The organism is Acidaminococcus sp. HCP3S3_H5, assembly GCF_052122235.1.
Lineage (GTDB): Bacteria > Bacillota > Negativicutes > Acidaminococcales > Acidaminococcaceae > Acidaminococcus.
This window is the reverse complement of record NZ_JBQKCS010000003.1, coordinates 256,815-279,901: the sequence shown is the minus strand read 5'-3', so window position 1 is coordinate 279,901 and position 23,087 is coordinate 256,815. Positions and strand designations below refer to the sequence as shown.

The following is a 23,087-nucleotide window of genomic DNA, read 5'->3' as shown; positions in this document are numbered from 1 at the left end:
TCAGAACAACAACAGACCGGGCATTGCCCGGGGAAAGGGAAGTGACTGGTATGGCCAATGGGAAAACGGTGAAGAAGATGAAGGTGCCTCACACCTTTATCATTATTTTTGCCCTGATTGTAGCTGCGGTGATCCTGACCTGGATCATTCCCGCAGGGATGTATGATTTTGTGAAGAATGCCAGCGGGAAAAAGGTGGTGGATCCGGCTACCTTCCACTATGTGAAAAGTTCCGGGGTCAATCCTCTGAAGATTCCCCTGTACATTATCCAGGCTTTCAGCAAAAGGATCGACCTGGTGATGGTGATCCTTATGGCCGGGTCCGCCTTCCATGTGGTGACCAAAACCGGTTCCCTTCAGGCCATCCTGGCCCTGGGAGCCCGGAAGTTCTCTGACCGGCTGGATGTGTTCATCCCGGTGCTCACCCTGATTTTCGGGCTGATCTGCACCACCCAGGGAGCCAACACCTTCATTCCTTTTGCGCCGGTCATGGTGATGCTGGCCATGGCCATGGGGCTGGATTCTCTCACCGGGGCGGCCATTATGCTCCTGGGCGGGGCCATCGGGTTTTCCACCGGCACCCTGAACATGTACACCACGGTGGTGGCCCAGAACATTGCGGAACTGCCCCCTTATTCCGGGCTGGGATACCGGGCCTTCTGCTTTGTGGTCTATTATATCGTCACCAATATTTTCCTGATCCGGTATGCCAAAAAGGTGAAGGCCCGTCCGGAACTGAGCCCCATGTACGATCTGGATCAGGAGGCAAAGGCTTCCGGAGATGCCATGGATCTGGAAAAGACCGGCATCCTGGACCGGAACAAAGTACTGCCCCTGGTGCTCCTTGTCATTACTTTTGTGGTGATCATTTACGGAGCCATTGCCCTGAAATGGGGTATGAGCGAAATGTCCGCCCTGTTCCTGGTGTACGCGGTGGTGGCGGACCTGGTCAGCGGCGCCAGTGCCAATGAAATGTGCAAAGATCTCATCGACGGCAGCAAACAGATGCTGGGAGCCGCCTACATCATCGGCATGGCCACTGCCATCAGCACCATTATGAATGACGGGAAGATTACCTACACCATCGTCCACAGTCTGTCCTCCCTGCTGGAAGGGCTGCCGGCGGTGGTAATCGCACCGGGGATGGTCCTGGCCAACACCGTCATCAACATTTTCCTCACCAGCGGCAGCGGCCAGGCGGTGGCAGTGATGCCCATCCTGACCCCTCTGGCGGATGTGCTGGGGGTGACCCGGCAGACCACGGTGCTGGCCTTCAACTTCGGGGACGGATTCTGCAACTATGTGCTGCCCACCTCCACCGCCCTCATGGGGACCCTGAGTGTTACCAATATCCCTTATGACCGGTGGATGCGGTTCATGTGGAAACTGTTCCTGATCTGGCTGATTGTAGGCTGTATCCTGGCCTCTATCGCCCAGTTCATCCATCTGGGACCTATGTGATACTTTGAGTGAAGAGTGAAGAGTGAAGAGTGCAGAGTGGGTGACCGGAGAGAAAATCGGTCAGGGACCTGCGGAAGGAGAAAAAGATGCTGGATGAAATGATTGCCCGGGCCAATAACTGGGTGGACGGACATGCAAAAGAACTGACGGACATGGCAGATGCCATTTTTGACCATCCGGAAATCGGACCTCATGAGGTGTTTGCCAGCAAACTGCTGACGGACTGGCTGGAAGCCCACGGTTTTGCCGTGACCCGGGGCATCGGGGGCCTGGAGACCGCCTTCCGGGCTGTGTGGAAAAACGGAGAAGGGGGACCCAATCTGGGGCTCCTGTGCGAATACGACGCCCTGCCGGGCATGGGCCATGGCTGCGGCCATCAGATGCAGGGACCGGCGATCCTGGGGGCGGCAGAGGCCATCCGGCAGGCAGCCGGGGACAATCCTTTTACCCTGACGGTGTACGGGACTCCCGGAGAAGAAAACATCAGCGGCAAATACATTATGATCCGGAACGGCTGTACCTTTGAAGAGCTGGATGTGGCCCTGATGATGCACGGGGGGCCGGCCACCCAGACGGACATCAAATGCCTGGCCAATGCAGAATATGACCTGACCTACCATGGAAAAGCCGCCCATGCGGCCCTGAAACCGGAAGCGGGCCGGAGCAGTCTGGATGCCATGTGCCTGGCCTTCCACGGCATGGAATGTCTCCGGGAGCATGTGACTGACGATGTGCGGCTCCATTACAACATTACCGACGGAGGCGGCACCGCCGCCAATGTGGTGCCCAGTCTCACCAAAGCCCAGGTGATGGTACGGGCCAATACTGTAAAAGCGGTGAAGGAACTGATGGTCCGGCTGGAAAAGATCTTCCAGGGGGCGGCTCTGATGACGGAAACGGAAGTGGAGGCCAAAGTGGGAAAAATCCTGGATAACAAGATCCCCAACCTTCAGCTCAACGACATTCTGATGAAGCATGCCCGGGCACTTCAGGCCCCCAACTGTCAGCCTCCCCGGCAGCGCACCGGATCCACGGATTTTGCCAATGTAATGCACCGGGTCCCCGGGTCCTGCATCCGGGTGGCCTTTGTGCCAGACGGCACCAGTTCCCATTCCCCGGAATTCATTGCTGCCGGGAAAAGTGAAGCCGCCCACAAGGCCGTGGCCTTTGGGGCCAAGATCCTGGCGGATACGGTTCTGGAACTGGTGGAGAATCCGGAAGAACTGGCCGCCATCCGGCAGGAATTCCAGGAACGGCTGGCTGCCGAAGACAAGTGACCGGAGAGTGTCACCTGGTTTCACTGTAAACTTGAAAATCTGTAACAGAGGACGGAGAAGCCCATTCCGTCCTCTTTTTCTTTGGGTGGGTCCTGGACTGTCCCGGTACGGAAAGAGCTTGGAGCGCGAAAAAACGTAACAGCCGTGCTTTCCAAGGAAACACACTATCTATAGTGTTCTTTTGGGGTATAAAACGATTTTTGCCACAAGATATAGTTGCTGAAACGGGAGTTTTGGTGTATCATATCTATCAGCGACAAGTGCGGAACTGGAAAAAGGATTTGTACAGTTGCAGTTTTTCATGTATAATAAGGATAGTTATTCTTAAATACGGTAAATTATCAACAAATATTCTAAGGGGGAGCGGCCATGAAGGTTATCAAACGGGACGGATCCACGGTTTCTTTTGACCGGAACAAGATCGTCACTGCCATATCCAAAGCCAACAAGGCAGTGGAAGAAAAAGAACGGCTGGGACAGGAAGACATCGAAGAGATAGCTTCCTTCGTAGAGCATAAAAATAAAAAGAGACTGCTGGTGGAAGACATCCAGGACATGGTGGAAAAACAGATCATGGTCCGGGGCCATTATGAACTGGCCAAGGCTTATATCATCTACCGGTATAACCGGGCCCTGGTCCGGAAGGCCAACACCACCGATGATTCCATCCTGAGCCTGATCAGCAACAAGAACAAGGACGTAATGGAGGAGAACTCCAACAAGAATGCAGTGATGGTATCCACCCAGCGTGACCTGATCGCCGGGGAAGTATCCCGTGACCTGACCCGCCGGGTAGTGCTGCCGGAGAAGATCTCCAAGGCCCATGACCTGGGGGAAATCCACTTCCATGATGCGGATTACTTCATCCAGCCCATGTTCAACTGCTGCCTGGTGAATCTGGGGGATATGCTGGACAACGGCACGGTGATGCACGGCAAACTGATCGAAAGCCCCAAGAGCTTCCAGGTGGCCTGCACCGTTATGACCCAGATCATCGCTTCCGTGGCGTCCGCCCAGTATGGCGGCCAGTCCGTGGACGTGTCCCACCTGGGCAAATATCTGCGCCGGAGCCGGGAAAAATTCCGCAAGCGCCTGATTGAAACTACCCATGGCCAGCTGCCGGAAGAAGAAATGGAAGCCATCCTGGACAGCCGGATGAAGGACGAACTGGCCAGCGGCGTCCAGACCATCCAGTACCAGATCAACACCCTGATGACCACCAATGGGCAGTCTCCCTTTGTGACGCTGTTCCTGCACCTGGACCCCAATGACGAATACATCGAAGAAAATGCCCAGATCATTGCGGAAATCCTCCGGCAGCGGCTGGAAGGCATCAAAAACGAAGTGGGCGTCTATGTGACCCCGGCCTTCCCCAAACTGGTCTATGTGCTGGATGAATTCAACTGCCTGAAAGGCGGCAAATATGACTACCTGACCAAACTGGCGGTCCAGTGCTCCATCAAACGGATGTATCCGGACTATATTTCCGCCAAGAAGATGCGGGAAATCTACCAGGGGAACGTGTTCTCCCCCATGGGCTGCCGGTCCTTCCTGTCTCCCTGGAAGGATGAAAAGGGCAACTACAAGTTCGAAGGCCGGTTCAACCAGGGGGTTGTGTCCCTGAACCTGCCCCAGATCGGGATCCTGGCCAAAGGGGACGAGGAAAAGTTCTGGAAGCTGCTGGATGAACGGCTGGAACTGTGCTACGATGCTCTGATGGTCCGGCACAATGCCCTGAAGGGGATACGCAGCGATGTAAGCCCCATCCACTGGCAGAACGGCGCCATTGCCCGTCTGAAGAAAGGGGAAACCATCGACAAGCTGCTGGAAGGGGGCTATTCCACCCTGAGCCTGGGGTACATCGGCCTGTACGAATGCACCAAGGCCATGAAAGGCTGCAGCCACACCACTCCTGAAGGGGAAGAATTCGCCATGCGGGTGATGAAGCGGCTGCGGAAAGCCTGCGACGACTGGAAGGCACAGACCGGCCTGGGCTTTGCCCTGTACGGCACGCCGGCAGAATCCCTGTGCTACCGGTTTGCCCGGATCGACAAGGAACGGTTCGGAACCATCAAGGATATTACCGACAAAGGATATTACACCAATTCCTACCATGTGGATGTGCGGGAACCTATCGACGCCTTCAGCAAATTCAAGTTCGAAGCCCAGTTCCAGCCTATTTCCTCCGGCGGCTGCATTTCCTATGTGGAAATTCCCAACATGAAGAAGAACCCCACCGCCATCGAGGATGTGGTCCGGTTCATCTACGACAACATCCAGTACGCGGAGTTCAACACCAAATCCGACTACTGCCAGGTGTGCGGCTTTGACGGGGAAATCCAGATCAACGACAATCTGGAATGGGAATGCCCCCAGTGCCACAACAAGGATCAGTCCAAGATGAACGTGACCCGGCGGACCTGCGGCTATCTGGGAGAAAACTTCTGGAACGTGGGGAAGACCAAAGAAATCAAATCCAGAGTGCTGCATCTGTAAGGGGGCTTTTCGTTGAATTACGCAACCATCAAAAAATGTGACGTGGCCAACGGCCCCGGGGTACGGGTTTCCCTGTACGTCAGCGGCTGCACCCACCACTGCAAAGGCTGTTTCAACCAGGAAACCTGGGATTTCGCCTTCGGCAAGCCCTTTACCCAGGCCCAGCTGCAGGAAATCCTGGAAGACCTGGAACCGGAGTACATCCGAGGGTTCTCCCTTCTGGGAGGGGAACCCTTCGAACCGGCCAACCAGGAAGTGCTGGTGGGGGTGCTGCGGCACATCCGGGAGCGGTATCCGAAAAAGACCATCTGGTGCTACAGCGGCTATCTTTTCGACCACGACATGCTGGCCGGAAAGCTGGGGGACCCGGCCATTACCCGGGAGATGCTGGGGTACCTGGATGTGCTGGTGGACGGGGAATTTGTGGAAAGCAAAAAGAACCTGAACCTGCGTTTCAAAGGCAGCGAAAACCAGCGGATCATCAACGTGCCCAAGTCTCTGGAAACCGGGACCATCGTCTTGTGGGACGGAGAGGAATATGCGTGAAAAGAGAGGGTGCTGCACATTTTGTGCAGCACCCTCTAGCTGTAGAGCCGCATAGCGGCTCAAGTCTGGAGTCTGAAGTCTGGAGCCGAAGGTGAAATTTGCAGGCAAATTTTTAAATGGAAACGCAGCTGGCGCTGCTAACCCACCACCCATGCTGCGCATGGATACCCCCGCCCTTGCAAAGGGCGGATAACAAGTGCGTGGGCTGGCACCTTTGTCCTGAAAAAGCAATGGACGTCAGCCCGAGCCTGGCTGAACTGGTCAGGAATATGATGATTGCAGTATACGTTGCTGCATTTCCGGCCGGAGGTTCCGTACCCTCTGCCCAGGTATTCGGTCCTTTCAGGACCTCATGCCTCCACCATCGGGCATGGGGGGAACCCCTACATCGTTGGGGTCAGAGATTCGTACATCTGTCGGTCCGTCGCATTTGTCGGCTCAACGTCAATCCCGTCCAGCCAATCGAACAAACAACCATCGACTCCAACGGAGTAGGGGCGAGCCACAGGCCCGCCCTCCCCGGCCTGCGATTTTTACGTTCAGAAGCATCTGCTTCGGCAGATGGTCTCCATTGACAGCTGACCGTTGACGGGCCTGTGGCGCATGCAATAGCCTCTTGGAACAATGCCGCTGCAATATTGTCAGAAAAATACTTTCAGGGTATACTGGGCAAAAGGAAGAGTAAAGGCAGAGGGGTGAAGTCTATGGGAAAAACGCTAGGCAGAGCAATCTGGAATATGGTCCTTGCTGCCTTCCTGCTCTGGCTGGCTGCAGCCGGAATCGGACGGCTGTTTTTTGCCGAGAGATTCCATCAGGATGCTAAAATGATGAAACAGGCGGTAATGGAACTGCCTGTCTGCAGCCAGTATGGTTCGGCACCTCCTTATCCGCTCCACACCAAAGGACTCCTCTCTCAAAAATTCGCAGTGACTTTGGTCATCCCTGCTACCCAGGAAGCAGCTCAGGATATGATTCAAAACAGTCTTTTGGAAAACGGCTGGGAAATGAAGAAGACCAATCAGCGGAATGGGGGAGTAAAAGGAACTAAGGGAGAATATGTGTTGACGGCGGAACCTGCAACAAATCCCAACCGCTGGATTGTCATCATAGGAAAAAACGACTTGGTAAGCAGGCTGAACTTATAAAAATGCACTATGATGAAGGTTTCAACGAGAGCTTGGTGACCTATCCTCAGGGAAGAGGTATGTTGTATGAAAAATTACATCTCGGTAATTTACCAATATTATCCCCGGAATTTACCATGGGGGACTTATGCGTATCAGCAATCTGCAGAATATAGGAAGTATAAAGAAACGGTCTGCCGTTTTCAGGAAAATTCTCCTCTGGACTTTTATGATGTCTTGAAAAAAGGTCTACCTCATTTTTCCATTTTGGATTGGTGTAATTTTGATCTTTATCCGGATCGGGAATACAAAATCCTGCTGGCCCCAGATCAGCCGTATTTGGATGATGATCAGGCCCTTTTCCAGAGGTTGGCCGGGACTGTTGATGAACTGATTGTATTTGTGAGTCCGTTGCTTCCCGTATTCTATCTGTTGGAACAGCATACCTGTCAAACCGCAGAATGGTATATTTTTACCAATCAGGCAACCAGCGACAAGACAGTAGAAGTCAAAAACGCAGTACGAAAGACATTTCATGCATTCGGATATCAGGAGATAACTTATCAGGAAGCCAGCCGGATTATTCCCGCCGTTTGTACAGAATTGAAAAATACGGGACAAGCCTCTGTATTTGACTGTCTATTTGAGGACGGGGTAACAATCTGTCCTGATTTTTATAAGAAAGTAAAGAGGCGAATCAAATAGAATAAATGTGGTCGTGAGATTACGGCTGGCATAAGGAGATAAACTGATCCATATGAAAAAAGCTGCGGGGATAGTCATAGGAGTCATTTCAATCTGGCTATTGGTTTCTTCTCTGTATTTTTATGACGGAAGCCGCTACGAAATCAGCAAATATGAAGGCAAATATTGGCTCCATGATGATGTGAGAGCATTTACCATTGAAAAGGACGGGCAATCGCTTCAATGGGACAGAAGATACATTTACAGTTATGGAAAAAGCGGATTTGTCATCATTGATAAAAAAGACAACATGCTGAGAGTCCTGTTTGACAGGAAAACGGACGAGTTTCAAAAAAATAGTATGACAACTCAGGAAAAAAGATTTCCAGAGTATCTTCAGATTATCAGTTTTTCCGATATGAATGAAAGGGAAAAGAATATTTATCATGCGCTGCAGAACACCTCTGGAACCTACAAATGGTAAAATATAAAAAGGGCGGCCTGGTCTTGTTAATAAAGGGGTGTTCCAACTGGCTGGCTTTGAAAAAGAAGGTCTGGAGGCGTGGAATCGAGTTCCAGTGTCAGGCTCTGGCTTAGGTACTGGAAGCCTACGATGCTAAACTGGTCAGGAATATGATGATTGCAGTATATGTTGTTGCATTTCCGGCCGGAGGTTCCGTACCCCTGCCAAGGGATTCGGTCCTTTCAGGACCTCATGCCCCCACCACCGGACATGGGGGAACCCCCTACCCGCTGACGCGGGTCCTTTCCCCCTTTTCCACAGGATTAGGATGTTCCTATTCGTCACATCCGTCGCGGGGGACACATCTGGAACGCTCCCACAGGGCGGACTTGGCCTCCGGCCTTGCTGGCACTTTGTACGGGTATACATCGATTCTCCGGGAGCCGGGTGGACACCCTTTGGGCGGCCGGGACGGGTTTGCCTGCGGCGACCTCCTACATCGTTGGGGTCAGAGGCTCGTACATCTGGCGAGCCGCCGGTTGTGCGGCCTCTACGGGCCCATACTCTTCACTCTGCACTCTTCACTTTCAGAAATGAATGAATAACTATACTGTGATGAAGGCTTTACCGAGAACTTGTTGACACATACCCGGCTAACAGTCCCCATTTCCAAATCTCCCCAAAAATGGTAGAATAACCCTGTTGATTGCAAAGTTTTTCTGATGTTTTCATTGGATTTTGGAGGGGATTTCCATGGATGTACTGCATATGACGGAAGATGCTTTGGAAGCGCAATGTATTGAATGGCGCCGGTGGTTCCACGAACACCCGGAAGTGAGCACGGAAGAAAAGAATACCTCGGAGAAGATTTTCAATATCCTGAAGGACCTGGGACTGGATCCGGTCCGGGGCCAGGGCCACTACGGGGTGGCGGCTACCATCACCGGAAACAACCCCGGGCCCATGGTGGCTCTCCGGGCGGATATGGACGCCCTTTCCGTCAAGGAAGATACAGGACTGCCCTATGCTTCGAAAAATCCCGGGGTAATGCATGCCTGCGGCCATGACATCCACATGACCACCCTGCTGGAAACGGTTCTTCGGCTGCTCCGGCGGAAGGACGAAATCCAGGGCAGCGTCCGGCTGCTGTTCCAGCCTTCGGAAGAGCTGGCTCCCACCGGCGGCGCCCGGTATATGATCAAAGACGGGTTCCTGAAGGACGTAAAGGCGGTATTCGGTCTCCATGTATGGCCCAACTTTGTCTGCGGCCAGATCGGGGTAAAGCCCGGGGCCATGATGGCCGGTTCCGACCGGATCAAGGTGGTGATCAAAGGCCGGACTTCCCATGCAGGCCATCCTCAGGAAGGCATCGATGCCATTATGGCGGCAGCGGACTTCCTCCAGCAGGTGAGCCACATTGTCAGCCGGCGGGTGAGCCCTCTGGCCACGGCCACCATCAACATCGGCACCATCCACGGGGGATCCCGGTACAATGTGGTGCCTGATGAAGTGACCCTGGAAGGGACCATCCGGACCCTGGACGAAACCAACCGGAAACGGATCCCGGAATTCATCCAGGGCATCCTGGACGGCCTGAAGGCCTCTGCAGGCGTGGACTGCGAATTCAACTATTACTATGGCTACCCGGTACTGGACAACTGGCCGGTTCCGGAAAAAGTGGTGGAGGATACGGCCCGGCAGGTGCTGGGGGAAAAAGGTCTGGCGTCCCATGTGGTGCCGGATCTGACGGCGGAAGACTTCGGCTTCTACATGCAGGATATCCCTGGCTGCTTCCTGTGGCTGGGCTGCGGCACCGAAGGGGAACCGGTCCACGGCCTCCACAACGCCAAACTCTGTCCCAACGAAAACGCCCTGGTGGTGGGCTCCAAGCTCATGAGCCAGGTGGTGATCAACGCCCTGGAGGCTCTGAACCAGGGTGTGGATTTCAGCAAAAAAGACTGAAGGAGAAATTTTCATGAAAATGGCTTTTATCGGTGACAGCCTGGTAAGCTGCACCAACGAAACCCTGGCCAACACCTGGTATGACATCGCTTCCAAAAAGATGGGCTTTGAGGTGGTGAACAACGCCGCCGGGGGCAAACTGACCCTGGTCATGTGGGGCATGTTCAAAATGGATGTGGTGGATGAAAAGGCCGACGGGGTGTTCCTGTGCTGCGGCATGAACGACATCCTGCTGGACGAACCCATGAGCTCCATTGAAGAAAACATGGCCGGTACCCTGGACAAGGCCCGGGATGCAGGGCTGCCCATTGTGATCCTGGGGATCCCGCCTTTGACGCGGATCGAAAGTACGGAAAAGGGTTGGCAGCTGCCCAGTGAATTTGAAAAGCACAATGCGGCCCTCCGGGAATACCGTCAATGGCTCCAGGAAGAAGCAGAACGCCGGAACCTGCCGGTGCTGGACTATGAACAGGTTCTCAGCGAAGCGGAAAAGAAAACCGGCCGGAGCATGTTCCAGGACGGCCTCCATCCCAACAAGGAAGGGTACCAGGCGGTAGCGGAAGCCTTTGAAAAAGTGCTGAAAGCCGCCCTCCAGGAGCAGGCATGAAGCTGGAACACAACCAGCCGGTGGTCATGACCCGGTCCGTGATGCTGTCCATGGCCAATTCCGCCGGACACCTTTTCGGTGGCACCCTTATGGGCTGGATGGACGAACTGAGCGGGATCACCGCCCACCGGTTCGCCTGGACCCGGGTGACCACAGCTGCTGTAAAAGGCATGAACTTTTACGTGCCCATCCCCTACGGTACGGTCCTTCAGCTGGAAGGCCGGGTAATCCGGGTGGGGAACACCTCCATGGAGGTGGAAGTGGTGGCCTGGCTGGAACCGGAACAGGAAGACCAGGAGCCCGTCCGGGCGGCGGATGCCCTGTTTGTGTACGTATCCCTGGACGAAAACCGGAAACCGAAAAAAATCCAGCGGTCTCTTTGAGACGCTGGATTTTCTGTATCAGGAAAGGAAGCAAACCATGATTTATTATTTTTCCACCACCGGCAATTCCCTGGCCCTGGCCCGGAAACTGGCCGCCGCCCTGGGGGACGGGATCTGTTCCGTCACCCGGACCAGGGAAAAGACACTGGAAGGGCCGGCCGTCGGCCTGGTGTTCCCGGTGTACTACGGGGATGTGCCTGCCAATGTGCAGGAGTTTGTCCGCAGCCACGCTTTCCCGGAAGGCGCCTGTGTGTATGCCCTGGCCACCTGCGGCAGTACCTGGGGCCGGACCTTCCGGACCCTTCAGCAGCTGCTGGGAGAAAAGGGCTGCCGGCTTGCCTGGAGCCGGGCAGTACCGCTTATCGCCAACAGCACCATCTGCATGAAGTCCCATATCGGGTATGACCTGAAAAAACTGGACAAGGAGGAGGCCCTGGTCCGGGAAGGGGCGGAAGCGGTGAAAAAACGGAAGGAAGACCATTCCCAGGAACAGGATTCCCTGATGGCCGGGCTTTTTGACACCTGGCTGGGACGGAAAATCGGGAACTGGTATCTGGCTGTGCAGGTGGCACCGGACCGGTGTGTCCGCTGCGGGGAATGTGTACGGCTGTGCCCTGTGGAAAACATCCATCTGGGGGAAAAAGCGGCGGTGATGGGGGACCATTGTCTCCACTGCCTGGCCTGCCTCCATGGCTGTCCCCATCAGGCCATCACCGCCCGGGGCCGGGTGGTATTGAAAGAAGACCAGTACCGGCATCCGGGAGTGACGGTGCAGGAGTTGGAACGGTAAACAGAGGGGGTGCTGCACGTTGCGTGCAGCACCCCCGTTTTTCTTATTCTTTTTTTGTTCCGCGTCCCTTTACGCAATACCCGATCCACCCCAAAAACACCAGGGCGATGACCATCCACTGGGCCAGGGCGGTGGGGCCCTGTTTGGCGAACAGGTCGTCGTAGCCTTTCAGGTAGATGGCCAGGATCACCAGGGGCAGGCCGTAGGTGTAATACAGTTTCCATTGGTCAGCCAGGTTCCGTCCGGCACCCTGGTTCACTTCCTCCAGGAAGTGGGTCCAGCCCCAGCCGTTTTTCCGAGTGCAGAACAGCACAAAGGTCAGACCGCCCAGAGGCAGCAGGTTGTTGGAGACGATGAAATCTTCCAGATCCAGGACACCGGTGCCCGGCCCCAGAGGCTGGAAATCGCTCCACAGGTTGAAGCCCAGCACGCAGGGAATGCTCCCCAGGGCAATGAGGGCAAATACGAACCAGGCGGCTTTGGGCCGGTCCCAACCCAGCAGTTCCCGGAAGCAGGCAATGATGCTTTCCATGACCGCAATCACCGTGGACAGGGCTGCAAAGGACAGGAACACAAAGAACAGGCTGCCCCAGATCCGGCCTCCCGGCATCAGAGTGAACAGGTTGGGGATGGTGAGGAAGATCAGGGAAGGGCCGGCATCCGGCTGGATCCCATAGGCGAAGCAGGCGGGGATGATGATGAAGCCGCTCATGAGAGCCACAAAGGTGTCCAGAGCGGTGATGGTCAGGGCTTCTCCCGGCAGGCTCCGCTTTTTGTCCATATAGGAAGCAAAGATCATCATGGCTCCGTTGCCGGCGCTGAGGGTGAAAAAGGCCTGGCTCATGGCGGCATAGATCACATTTCCCCAGCCCAGTTTTTCCAGAGAAGCGAAATTGGGTACCAGGTAGAATTCAATGCCCTTTTCCGCTCCCGGCAGGAACAGGGAATGGACCGCCAGGATGATCATCAGCAGCAGCAGGGCGCTCATCATCACTTTGGTAATCCGCTCGATGCCTTTTTCCAGTCCCATATAGCACACCAGGAACCCCAGGAGGCAGGACAGGAAGGTCCAGAAGCCCATGGAAAGAGGCTGGGCCAGCATCTCTTGGAAGGTGGTCTGGATGAAGGCCGGAGACTGGCCCACAAAGGTTCCTTTCAGATGGAGCCAGCAGTAGTTCAGCATCCACCCGGTAACCGTGGTGTAGTACAGCATCAGCAGGATGACTCCGGCAATGCCAATGTATTTCAATCGGGGCCAGCGGCTGCCGGCGGGAGCCAGCCTGTCGAAGCAGCGGGCTACGCTCTGGCGGCTGCTGCGGCCCAGGGCGAACTCACACAGGAGCACTGGGATCCCCAGGATCAGCAGGAAAATCAGGTACAGAAGGATGAAGGCGGCCCCTCCGTACTGGCCGCACAGATAGGGGAATTTCCACACATTGCCGATGCCGATGGCGCAGCCGGCGCTGACCAGGATGAAGCCCAGACGGGATTGGAAGGAATCACGGGTGCTTTGCTGTTCTGACATAAGACTACCTCACTTCTATGCTACGAATGATTAATATGTTACAATTTTACAATAAATGTCTGGGGAATGCAAAAAAAAAAATAAGGGCTGCTGCCTGTGCAACAGCCCATTTTTCATGCTTTCTTTCTTGACGCTGTGTAGAATATGAATCCCAAAAACAGTGCTGCCAGGACCAGCCACTTGGCCAGGACTTCCGGGCCCTGTTTGCTGAACATGTCGTAATACCCTTTCAGATAGATGGTGATGATCAAAAGGGGCAGCACATACAGAAGGTAATTCCGGAGGGACGACGGCAGGTTCCGGCCTTCTCCGTCATTGGCTTCCGCCAGGAAATGGGTCCAGCCCCAGCCGTTCTTTTTGGTGCAGAACAGCACAAAGGCCAGGCTGCCCAGAGGCAGCAGGTTGTTGGAGACGATGAAATCTTCCAGGTCCAGGATGGAAGACCCGGGGCCCAGGGGCTGGAATCCGCTCCACAGATTGAAGCCCAGGACACAGGGGATGCTCAGGAGCACAATGGCCAGCCCATTGACGGCCACGCTTTTTTTTCGGCTCCAGCCGTACAGGTTCATGCCAAAGGCGATGATGTTCTCAAATACGGCAATCACCGTGGACAGGGCTGCAAAGGACAGGAACACAAAGAACAGCATGCCCCAGAACCGGCCGCCCGGCATCTGGACGAACAGATTGGGAATGGTCAGGAAAATCAGGGAAGGACCGGCGTCCGGCTGGATCCCGAAGGCGAAGCAGGCGGGGATGATGATGAATCCGGCCATGAGAGCCACAAAGGTATCCAGCGCTGTAATGGTGGAGGCCTCGCCGAACAGGCTCCGGCCGTGGGGCAGGTAGGCTCCGAATATCAGCATGGCTCCGATGCCGATGGACAGGGTAAAGAAGGCCTGGCTCATGGCGGCGTAGATCACATTCCCCCAGCCCAGCTGGGCCAGGGTGTCAAAATTGGGTACCAGGTAGAACCGGATCCCTTTTTCCGCTCCTTCCAGGAACAGGGAGTGGCCGGCCAGGACGATCATCAGCAGCAGCAGGGCGCTCATCATCCATTTGGTGATCCGCTCCACCCCGTTCTGGATTCCCAGGTAGCAGACACCGAAGCCCATGGCACAGGTGAGCACCATCCAGAACAGCAGGTTGGACGGATCCTTGAGCATGGTTCCGAAGGTGGCGGTGATGAACTGGGGCGAGGCTCCCACAAAGGTGCCGGTAATGTGGAGCCAGCAGTAGTACAGCATCCAGCCGGTAACCGTGGTGTAGTACATCATCAGCATGTAGCAGCCCACGATGCTGATGGCCTTGAACCGGTGCCAGCAGGTGCCGGGAGGTTCCAGCGCTTCGAAGCTTTTGGCGGCGCTGCAGCGGCTGCCCCGGCCGATGGCGAATTCGCAGACCATCACCGGGATCCCCATAATGAGCAGGAACACCAGATAGATCAGGATAAAGGCGGCGCCTCCGAACTGGCCGCACAGGTAGGGGAACTTCCACACATTCCCGATGCCGATGGCACAGCCGGCGCTCACCAGGATGAATCCCAGCCGGGAGCTGAAGGATTCTGTAGATACACCTTTCTCAGACAAAAAAACACCTCATTTCAAAATGTGACAATTCAGTGATTTATATTGTATTATAGTCTGGAAGAAGTTGCAACCTTATTGTTTTACTCAGAGCCAGCGAAGCTGGCATCCATCGGCCATTGACCGTTGACAGCTGACAGCGGCGGCCCTGTGGACGCCGCTTATCGCCGCTTATCTCGCCTTCGGCTGGATCATGGGCGGAGTCTGGGCCTTGACCTTGGGACCGGTGGGCACGGGGCCCTGAGGCTGGGCAGGCTGGGGCAGAGGAGCGGCGGTTTGTTTGTTCATGGCCGGGGTCTGTTTCTGTCCGGCCTGGGGGAGAGATTTTTTCGGCCCTGCCGTCTTGGAACCGGTTTTCTGCTGGTCCATGATCCGGTTCCGCTCCTGGGCCGCTTTTTCCTCTGCCCGCTGGGTGGACAGGCTGCGCCAGAAAAAAAGACCGGCAGCCAGTACGGCAATCAGGATGATGGACAGGAGACGCTGGGGGGAGAAACGGTGTCTTTCCCTTGAAGAAGAGGCTGCCTCCGGCTGCTTTCCCTCCGGAAAGCCCGTCAGCCATTTCATGATTCTGCGAAGCATGGCAAAAATCCTTTCTTATAGAAAAAAGTACCGCCCGACTGAGCAGTCTGGCCGGCAGAATCTATTGTACATTTCCTGGGGGGAAAAAACAATGGAAAAGGTTGGAGTCGGGAGTCAGAAATCCTAGGAAAGAATCCGTCTGGCGGAAGGATCCTCGTAAAGAATGACACGGCAATCTTGTCAGAGAAATCCCCTTACGGTATACTGGTATCCAGCAATGAACATGCAACGCAGTATCGTTTTCCAGAAAAGGAATCAAAAATATTTTATCTGAGTTTTGCCACAGACGTTGTAGGGGCTCGCCGCAGGCAAGCCCGTCCCGGCCTCCCGGAGGGCAGCGATGCAAAAATCCTGCACCGACAGGTTTTTTAAGGAATCAAAATGAAAAAAAGTATGAAAATATTGCTTTGCGTCCTTTTTGCTTATCTGGCTACTGTCCTTTACCACTTTTTGGAACCCTTTACTTACGAAACATTATTCGAACATGATGTAATTGATAATTTTGGTCCTAAGGGGAGAATTTTTGTTTTAAAGCGAGATGGCAGAAAAGAATTATGGGATCACAGACCGGAGGAAGCGAAGAAGGTAACAATTCTGGATTGGGACATTCATGCAAAAAAAAGTGAGACGGATATATTTTACCGGGACACGGTATTTTATTCTTATGGAAATGCGGGATTTTATGTGATCTATGCGGATCCATTCCATATTAAAGTGTGGAAAAATCCAGATTTAGAAGAAAAAACGGAGAAAAGAATTGAAAAATCTCTAAAGAAATACAATTCGAACCAACTTTACGTAATCCAGAATTTTGATGAGCTGACCAATACGGAACAGAGAGCGTACTTGGAATTGCGTGGGCAACCCAAATCGATTCCGTAGGGGGGGACCAAGGGCTGCTGCCATAATCCCGCCCGGCGGAGAGCCCTCGCGGGTGTATGGGTATAGAAGTTTTTGCCCTCTGGGCGGCCGGGACGGGCTTCCCTCGGGAAGCCCCTACGCCGTTGGGGTCAGAGACTCGTACATCTGGCGAGCCGCCGGTTGTGCGGTCTCTACGGGCCCATGCTCTTCACTCTGCACTCTTCACTTTTGGACATGAATGAATAACTATACGGTGATGAAGGTTTCACCGAGAACTTGTTGACACATACTCTGCCCCGGCAGATGGTCTCCTTTGGCGTGAGACTGTGTTATAATAGGAAATCATTGCAAAGCTATCATTGACAAAGGAAGGAATCCATGGCTAAAAAATATTTTTTCTTTGATATCGATCGGACCCTGGGGTTGGGAATCACCGGGCAGGTGCCGGAAGACACCCAGTACTGTGTGGATGAACTCCAGCGGCAGGGGCATTTTGTGGCCCTGGCCACAGGACGGCTCCAGTGCGATGCGGCGGCTTTTGCGGCCAAACACGGCATCCGTTCCATGGTGGCCGACGGGGGCAACAGCCTTACGGTGGACGGGAAGATCCTGGAGATGGAAGGGCTGCCCCTGGCATCGGCCAAGGCCCTGCTCCGGGAACTGACGGAACGGAACCAGCCCTGGTCCGTGGTGCTGGACAACACCCTGGACCGGTACACTCCCTATCCGGATTATCCCCGGGAGGATCCGGGAAACTACATGAACACCAAAGTCCAGCCGGTGGACATCGACGGCCTGGAACAGGTGTACAAAATCATGTATGTCCGGGAACAGCCGGGTACGGAACCGGCGGACCGGCGGCAGCTGCCCCATCTGCCCTTCATCGACAACACCTGGCTGGTGGAACCGGTGGACAAGGGGGCCGGCATCGAAAAGCTCATGGGCCTTATGGGAGCGGATCCCAAAGATGCGGTGGTGTTCGGAGACGGACTCAATGACATCACCATGTTCCGGAAGCCTTTTTTCGGGGTGGCCATGGGGAACGCCCGGCCGGTGATCAAGGACCGGGCGGACTACATCACCGACGACAACGACAAGGGAGGCATCCTCAATGCCTGCCGGAAGTTCGGGTGGATAAAAGATGAGTGCAGAGGAAAGAGAGGAGAGGAGTAAGATGAAGATTTGGAAAATCGTGACAGGGGTGCTGGTGTTCAGCCAGATTTCTCTGGGGATGGCCCTGGCGGCGGCCCCGTCCCTTGATAAAATCGTCAAACCTTCCAAGGGCTATGTGTGGCGTCTGGATGCGGCCAACAAACTCCGGCTGCCCCGGTCCTGGCGGGTGGATGATGCCAACCGGATGAGCGGCAGCGGCCAGCCTTCCATCCTGAATCTGGCGGCGCTGACCCAGGAACTGCAGAAACAGGGCATCCAGCCAAAACAGGTGATCCTGGTGGACCTGCGCCAGGAGGACCATGGATACCTGAACGGCACGGCGGTAAGCTGGTACGGGGACAACAACTGGGCCAATGTGGGAAAATCCGATGCCGCCATCCGGAAGGAGGAAGTCCGGCGGCTGGAAAAGGAAGAAAACCGGGAAACACCCTACTACCATCTGGATAAAAAGAAAAAGCCCCATTACAAGGGAACGGAAAAAGTCCAGGCGGCCCTGACGGAACAGCAGGCAGCGGCTCTGTTCGGCTTGGGCTATGCCCGGTTTGCCAGTACGGACCATACCTGGCCGGAACCGGCGGAAGTGGACGCCTTCCTCCAGTGGCAGAAAAACCTGCCGGCGGATGCCTGGCTCCATTTCCACTGCCAGGCCGGGAAAGGCCGGACCACCGCCTACATGATCATGCGGGATATCTGGCTCAACGGGCAGCAGGACAGTCTGGAAACCATCTGCGCCCGGCAGCATGCCCTGGGGGGACAGGATGTGCTCCACATGACCCATAAGGAAGGGTGGCGCCAGACCATCGACGACCAGAAAATCTACCGGCTGAAGCAGTTCTATACATATGTAAAAGAACTCCAACAGGGAAAAATCACCCAAAGCTGGACGGATTATCTGAAAGAGAATCCGTGAAAAAAGGAGTGCTGCACATTGAGTGCAGCACTCCTTTTTCGGTCTCAGTCTTCCTTCTTCAGGAACCCGGGAGTGGTCAGGTACCGGTCTCCGTTGTCCGGCAGCAGCACCACCAGGGTCTTGCCTTTGTTTTCCGGCCGTTTGGCTACTTCTACGGCAGCATACAGGGCAGCCCCGCCGGAAATCCCGATCAGGAACCCTTCATGATGGATGAAGTCCCGTGCGGTTTCGTAGGCCTGGTCCGTGGAAGCCGTGAGGATTTCATCGTAGATCTTGGTGTTCAGGGTCTTGGGCAGGAAGTTGGTGCCGATGCCCTGGATCTTGTGGGGACCGGGTTTGCCCTGGCTCAGCAGGGGAGAATCCGCCGGTTCCACAGCCACCACTTTTACGGACGGTTTCTTTTCCTTCAAATATTCCCCAACACCGGTCAGGGTACCGCCGGTACCTACACCGGCTACGAAAATATCCACAGCACCGTCGGTGTCATCATAGATTTCCGGGCCCGTAGTGGCTTTGTGGGCCGCCGGGTTGGCCGGGTTGTCGAACTGTTCCGGGATGAAGCTGCCGGGAATGGAGGCGGCCAGTTCCTTGGCTTTTTCCACAGAGCCTGCAATGCCTTTCTTGGCTTCGGTCAGCACCACTTCAGCACCATAGGCGGCAATCATGTTCCGTCGTTCAATGGACATGGTTTCCGGCATTACCATAATGGCCCGGTAGCCTTTCATGGCAGCCACAGCCGCCAGGCCGATGCCCGTGTTGCCGCTGGTGGGCTCAATGATCACACCGCCCTTTTTCAGCACCCCCCGTTTTTCCGCATCTTCAATCATGGCCTTGGCAATCCGGTCCTTGGCGGAGCCAGCCGGGTTGAAGCTTTCCAGCTTCACCAGCAGCCGGGCCTGGAGGTTCTTGTCCGCTCCGAACTTCACCGGTTCCAGCAGAGGGGTATGGCCGATCAGATCCAGTACGCTTGTATAGATTTTAGACATAATCATCTCTCCTTTATCACTGACAGAAATGGAATTTTCAACATTCAATGCATTTGAACTGCGTTCCCGGGAACGTCAACATCGGGGTCCCAGGGGCTTGTTCCACCAGTTTTGCTGCAAGGGGAAAACCTCCTTTTTCCAAGGAAAATACTAGGATATCTCTGCCGAAAAAAAGTGCCAGAGCACTTTTTTCGGAAGTTGACAACACAATCAGCGGAAGTTCACAACCTGCTTCAGGACCGGACCTTCCTGCTGGGCCTTCAGATCACTGACCTGCCGCTTCAGCAGGGCCACCTGTTTTTCCAGGGCGGCGATCTGGTCCTCAATGGGATCCGGCAGCCGGTTGTGGTTCAGGTCCACGTCCCGCTCAGAATGGGCGGGAGCCACCCGGACCCCCTTCCGGGCCACCACATGGCCGGGGATGCCCACCACCGTGGCATAGGGAGGGACTTCCTTCAGCACCACGCTGCCGGCACCGATCTTGGCGCCTTCTCCCACGGTGAAGGAACCCAGCACCTTGGCTCCGCAGGCCACCACCACATAATCTCCGATGGTGGGATGCCGTTTGCCCTTTTCCTTGCCGGTGCCTCCCAGGGTCACCCCCTGGTACAGGGAAACATTGTTTCCAATAATGGTGGTTTCCCCGATGACGATGCCGGATCCATGGTCAATGAACAGCCCTTCCCCGATCTGGGCCCCGGGATGGATCTCGATGCCGGTGGCCAGCCGGGCCAGGGTGGAAATGAAACGGGCGGTGACGAACCAGGATCTTTTATAGAAGAAATGGGAAAGCCGGTAGGCCCAGATGGCGTGGAGTCCCGAGTAACAGAGCACGACTTCCAGGGTGTTCTTCACCGCCGGATCCCGTTGTTTGATGACTCGGATGTCGTTGCGCATGGATGCAAACATAGCTTTCTCCTCCCCTTTGGATACAAAAAAAGACCGCCTCTTCCCAGAGGCGATCTCTCGCGGTTCCACTCTGATTGCAGCCAGACTTCGGCTGCCTCTCATACCGGTAACGGCGGCTGCCCGGAAGGCCCTACTTACGTTCAGGTCTTCAGCTCCCAAAGGCATTCCATCTTCTGAAGCTTCGGCGCAAACTTTCAGCCGGTGATTCGCGCTCTCTGTGCCACTTTTTGAAGTGTACTTGTTTTGGTCATTGCCATTGTGTTTTTCACGTTGACTGTATAATAAACTTTTTCGATACACTTGTCAAGAGAATTTTAAAAAATTTTAAAAGGGAGGGATTGCAGGGAGAAAGGGGGGATGGTATCATAAGGCTTGCATAAAGAAAGAGGGATGTTTTATGGACGGAAGGAAAAAGAGGACGGAAGGGTCCCGGAACCATAGAGGAAAGACCGTAATGCTGGGGGTATCCGCCCTGGTGTTCCTGGGGGTGCTGCTCACCGGCTGCTTTGCCCTGGGGTACAAGGGCGTGGGAGCTCCCGGGCCTACGGTGCCGGTCAAAAAGACGGAAACGGTGAAAAAAGAACAGCCGGCCCTGCCGGAAAAGAAGGAGACACCGGTGGAAAGCCTCCAGAAGAAACAGGAGGAACCCAAAGCGGCGGAACCCCAGCCGGCGGCGGAGCAGCCTCTGGTGCCCGGGAAAAAGTACACGGTGCTGGTGGACAAAAGCGACCACAAACTGTACCTGAAGGACGGGGATACGGTAGTCCGGACCTGGGGCTGTGCCATTGGCAAAGGAGGCCTGGGCCAGAAGGAACGCCGGGGAGACAACATGACCCCTGTAGGGACCTTCCGGGTTGATGAAATCGACGACGCTTCCGGCTGGACCCATGATTTCGGAGACGGCAACGGAGAGATCCAGGGAGCTTACGGACCCTGGTTCCTGAGCCTGGATACGGAAGACCTGAGCCAGGGGAACTGGGACGGCATCGGGATCCACGGTACCCATGATCCAGCTTCCATCGGCACCGACGCTTCCGAAGGCTGCGTCCGGCTGGACAACGGCAACCTCCGGGAACTGGAAAAAGTGGCCTATGTGGGGATGCCGGTAACCATCCAGGACTGATATTCATGGCCCATTCATGGAAATAGGGTATGCTGGGAACCCTTGAAGGAAAAAGTTCTATTGACTCGGAATGGATTTTACCTTTTCTGCCGACACAAAGAATAAAATAAAAAGTATAAAGAAAAGTAATAATAACTATTGAAAACCTTTAAGCCCTTATTTTACATGGTGTAAATCAACAAAAAACTGTTGACGAAAAAGATACAAAAAGTTATACTAATTGTAGTAATCATTATCCAAAAGTGCAAGACGCAAAATAGCAAAATAAAGGAATGGAGGTGTTGATTACGCTTACTGCTGCTGAACTGGCCAAACTGCTCCGGGACAACGGATGCAAGGTGACCCCTCAGAGACTGGCTGTTTATGACATGCTGGCCCATACAACGGAACATCCTACAGCGGAAATGATCTACAACAAGGTGAAGGAAAAATACCCCACCATGAGTTTTGCCACGGTGTACAAATCCGTGGAGATTTTCAGCAAGCTGCACATCATCCAGGTGCTGAACACCGGGGAAGACAGCTTCCGCTACGATGCCAATGTGATGGAACATCCCCACATCCGCTGCATGAAATGCGGCAAAGTCTGTGATGTGCCCCATCTGGACGCCAAAGCCATCGAAGATAAGGTGGCCAAGGAAACAGGCTTTACGGTACAGGGCCATCAGTTCTACTTCTACGGGCTGTGCGCAGACTGTCAGAGCCAGAAAAACTGAACCTGAAGAAAAAATGCCGGACTCGGAGAGTTCGGTGTTTTTTTACATTTCTTTCCCGGTTTTTGCTATAATAATAAGTATAATAGCGGGGTGGGAACATCTGCCCCGACATTTTTGTATGGAACGGTGTTATCCCATGACCTTAACCAATTTTGAAGTGGACGTGCTGGCCAGCGGCAGCAAGGGGAATTCCACCCTGATCCGTGCCGGTCAGACGGCCATCCTGATCGATGCGGGGATTTCCTGCCGGCGGATCGTCCAGGGCCTGAAGCGCTGCGGACTGGAACCGGAAGATCTCAGCGGGGTGTTCCTGACCCATGAACACAGGGACCATGTGGCCGGACTGGATGTATTCGCCCGGCACTACAGCTCCGTTCCGGTGTTTGCCAACGAGCGGACCTGGGCCCAGCTGCCTGTCCGGCGCCAGCTGCCCCGGCCTCAGGTACGGGTGATTCCCCGGAGCTGTACCATGGGGAACCTGCGGATCGAACCGTTCCGGATCCCTCACGATGCAGCGGATCCGGTAGGATATGCCATCTTCAACGGAGATGAGAAATGCACCTACCTGACGGACTGCGGGGTGATTACCCAGGCCGTGGAGCAGGCGGCGGAAGGGGCTTCCGTCATGGTCCTGGAAGCCAACCATGATGAGTCCATGCTCCGGAACGGGCCTTATCCGGTGGCCCTCCAGAACCGGATCCTGGGCCGGGAAGGCCACCTGTCCAACCGGACGGCAGGGCAGTTCCTTACTTCCCTGGAAGACCCTCCTTCGGAAGTGATCCTGGCCCATCTCAGTGAAAAGAACAATACGCCGGATGTTGCCTACCGGACCGTACGGGAAGTCCTGGAGGACTGTCCCCGGACCCGGGAAATCCAGCTGTATGTGGCACAGCAGCAGGAAATGGTCAGCAATGTCCGCTGAAAAGGAGT

General features: G+C 54.9%; 22 protein-coding genes and 1 other annotated feature. Of the genes, 17 read left to right on the top strand and 5 right to left on the bottom strand.

Going from position 1 to position 23,087, the window contains the following annotated elements:
• Positions 1 to 50 precede the first annotated feature (50 nt).
• The 11 genes from ACTQY5_RS05430 to ACTQY5_RS05380 all read left to right on the top strand — a co-directional run bounded on the left by ACTQY5_RS05430 (position 51) and on the right by ACTQY5_RS05380 (position 11,792).
• Complete coding sequence (locus ACTQY5_RS05430; protein WP_154487846.1) at positions 51 to 1,460, top strand: YfcC family protein; 1,410 nt, start codon at positions 51 to 53, stop codon at positions 1,458 to 1,460.
• An 86-nt stretch (positions 1,461 to 1,546) separates the two neighbouring features.
• Positions 1,547 to 2,737, top strand: coding sequence for a M20 family metallopeptidase (locus ACTQY5_RS05425; protein ID WP_154487845.1), 1,191 nt, complete (start codon positions 1,547 to 1,549; stop codon positions 2,735 to 2,737).
• Between the two features lie 369 nt (positions 2,738 to 3,106).
• The gene (gene nrdD, locus ACTQY5_RS05420) at positions 3,107 to 5,233 is read left to right on the top strand and encodes an anaerobic ribonucleoside-triphosphate reductase (RefSeq protein WP_154487844.1); all 2,127 of its coding nucleotides are present in this window, start codon (positions 3,107 to 3,109) and stop codon (positions 5,231 to 5,233) included.
• A gap of 12 nt (positions 5,234 to 5,245) precedes the next feature.
• Entirely contained in the window at positions 5,246 to 5,779 is a 534-nt protein-coding gene (gene nrdG / locus ACTQY5_RS05415; protein WP_012939145.1) for an anaerobic ribonucleoside-triphosphate reductase activating protein, read from the top strand.
• A gap of 704 nt (positions 5,780 to 6,483) precedes the next feature.
• Complete coding sequence (locus ACTQY5_RS05410) at positions 6,484 to 6,924, top strand: hypothetical protein (protein WP_441368909.1); 441 nt, start codon at positions 6,484 to 6,486, stop codon at positions 6,922 to 6,924.
• Between the two features lie 66 nt (positions 6,925 to 6,990).
• Positions 6,991 to 7,608 carry a hypothetical protein gene (locus ACTQY5_RS05405; protein ID WP_279127945.1) on the top strand — a complete coding sequence of 206 codons (618 nt, stop codon included), beginning with the start codon at positions 6,991 to 6,993 and terminating at the stop codon, positions 7,606 to 7,608.
• A 52-nt stretch (positions 7,609 to 7,660) separates the two neighbouring features.
• Positions 7,661 to 8,071: a hypothetical protein gene (locus ACTQY5_RS05400; RefSeq protein WP_441368908.1), complete on the top strand. Its 411-nt coding sequence runs from the start codon at positions 7,661 to 7,663 to the stop codon at positions 8,069 to 8,071.
• Between the two features lie 732 nt (positions 8,072 to 8,803).
• The gene (locus ACTQY5_RS05395) at positions 8,804 to 10,012 is read left to right on the top strand and encodes a M20 metallopeptidase family protein (protein ID WP_441368907.1); all 1,209 of its coding nucleotides are present in this window, start codon (positions 8,804 to 8,806) and stop codon (positions 10,010 to 10,012) included.
• Between the two features lie 13 nt (positions 10,013 to 10,025).
• Positions 10,026 to 10,619, top strand: a complete 594-nt coding sequence (locus ACTQY5_RS05390; protein ID WP_279127942.1) for an SGNH/GDSL hydrolase family protein — start codon at positions 10,026 to 10,028, stop codon at positions 10,617 to 10,619.
• Entirely contained in the window at positions 10,616 to 11,002 is a 387-nt protein-coding gene (locus tag ACTQY5_RS05385; protein WP_302157921.1) for an acyl-CoA thioesterase, read from the top strand. The genes ACTQY5_RS05390 and ACTQY5_RS05385 overlap by 4 nt, the downstream gene beginning before the upstream one ends.
• Positions 11,003 to 11,039: 37 nt before the next feature.
• Positions 11,040 to 11,792, top strand: coding sequence for an EFR1 family ferrodoxin (locus tag ACTQY5_RS05380; RefSeq protein ID WP_441368906.1), 753 nt, complete (start codon positions 11,040 to 11,042; stop codon positions 11,790 to 11,792).
• 43 nt (positions 11,793 to 11,835) lie between these two features.
• On the opposite strand, the gene ACTQY5_RS05375 is transcribed toward ACTQY5_RS05380, so the two are convergent.
• The 3 genes from ACTQY5_RS05375 to ACTQY5_RS05365 all read right to left on the bottom strand — a co-directional run bounded on the left by ACTQY5_RS05375 (position 11,836) and on the right by ACTQY5_RS05365 (position 15,479).
• Complete coding sequence (locus ACTQY5_RS05375) at positions 11,836 to 13,317, bottom strand: sodium-dependent transporter (protein WP_441368905.1); 1,482 nt, start codon at positions 13,315 to 13,317, stop codon at positions 11,836 to 11,838.
• 113 nt (positions 13,318 to 13,430) lie between these two features.
• Positions 13,431 to 14,903, bottom strand: a complete 1,473-nt coding sequence (locus ACTQY5_RS05370; RefSeq protein WP_441368904.1) for a sodium-dependent transporter — start codon at positions 14,901 to 14,903, stop codon at positions 13,431 to 13,433.
• A 168-nt stretch (positions 14,904 to 15,071) separates the two neighbouring features.
• Positions 15,072 to 15,479: a hypothetical protein gene (locus tag ACTQY5_RS05365; protein ID WP_288310372.1), complete on the bottom strand. Its 408-nt coding sequence runs from the start codon at positions 15,477 to 15,479 to the stop codon at positions 15,072 to 15,074.
• A 381-nt stretch (positions 15,480 to 15,860) separates the two neighbouring features.
• On the opposite strand from ACTQY5_RS05365, the gene ACTQY5_RS05360 reads away from it, so the two are divergent.
• The 3 genes from ACTQY5_RS05360 to ACTQY5_RS05350 all read left to right on the top strand — a co-directional run bounded on the left by ACTQY5_RS05360 (position 15,861) and on the right by ACTQY5_RS05350 (position 18,423).
• The gene (locus ACTQY5_RS05360; protein ID WP_441368903.1) at positions 15,861 to 16,361 is read left to right on the top strand and encodes a hypothetical protein; all 501 of its coding nucleotides are present in this window, start codon (positions 15,861 to 15,863) and stop codon (positions 16,359 to 16,361) included.
• 357 nt (positions 16,362 to 16,718) lie between these two features.
• Complete coding sequence (locus ACTQY5_RS05355) at positions 16,719 to 17,513, top strand: HAD family hydrolase (protein WP_441368902.1); 795 nt, start codon at positions 16,719 to 16,721, stop codon at positions 17,511 to 17,513.
• A 1-nt stretch (position 17,514) separates the two neighbouring features.
• On the top strand, positions 17,515 to 18,423 hold the full coding sequence (locus tag ACTQY5_RS05350) for a hypothetical protein (RefSeq protein WP_302574159.1): 909 nt from the start codon (positions 17,515 to 17,517) through the stop codon (positions 18,421 to 18,423).
• Positions 18,424 to 18,467: 44 nt separating this feature from the next.
• Here ACTQY5_RS05350 and cysK read toward each other — a convergent pair whose 3' ends face one another.
• Both cysK and cysE read right to left on the bottom strand, forming a co-directional pair.
• On the bottom strand, positions 18,468 to 19,409 hold the full coding sequence (cysK, locus tag ACTQY5_RS05345; RefSeq protein WP_302574161.1) for a cysteine synthase A: 942 nt from the start codon (positions 19,407 to 19,409) through the stop codon (positions 18,468 to 18,470).
• A gap of 210 nt (positions 19,410 to 19,619) precedes the next feature.
• On the bottom strand, positions 19,620 to 20,318 hold the full coding sequence (cysE, locus tag ACTQY5_RS05340) for a serine O-acetyltransferase (RefSeq protein ID WP_154487835.1): 699 nt from the start codon (positions 20,316 to 20,318) through the stop codon (positions 19,620 to 19,622).
• A gap of 42 nt (positions 20,319 to 20,360) precedes the next feature.
• Positions 20,361 to 20,578, bottom strand: a binding site (T-box leader).
• A gap of 137 nt (positions 20,579 to 20,715) precedes the next feature.
• Here cysE and ACTQY5_RS05335 point away from each other — a divergent pair.
• The 3 genes from ACTQY5_RS05335 to ACTQY5_RS05325 all read left to right on the top strand — a co-directional run bounded on the left by ACTQY5_RS05335 (position 20,716) and on the right by ACTQY5_RS05325 (position 23,079).
• Positions 20,716 to 21,441, top strand: coding sequence for a L,D-transpeptidase (locus tag ACTQY5_RS05335; protein ID WP_022487654.1), 726 nt, complete (start codon positions 20,716 to 20,718; stop codon positions 21,439 to 21,441).
• Positions 21,442 to 21,713: 272 nt separating this feature from the next.
• On the top strand, positions 21,714 to 22,157 hold the full coding sequence (locus ACTQY5_RS05330; protein ID WP_154487834.1) for a Fur family transcriptional regulator: 444 nt from the start codon (positions 21,714 to 21,716) through the stop codon (positions 22,155 to 22,157).
• Positions 22,158 to 22,293: 136 nt separating this feature from the next.
• Entirely contained in the window at positions 22,294 to 23,079 is a 786-nt protein-coding gene (locus tag ACTQY5_RS05325; RefSeq protein WP_302574165.1) for an MBL fold metallo-hydrolase, read from the top strand.
• Positions 23,080 to 23,087: the final 8 nt, after the last annotated feature.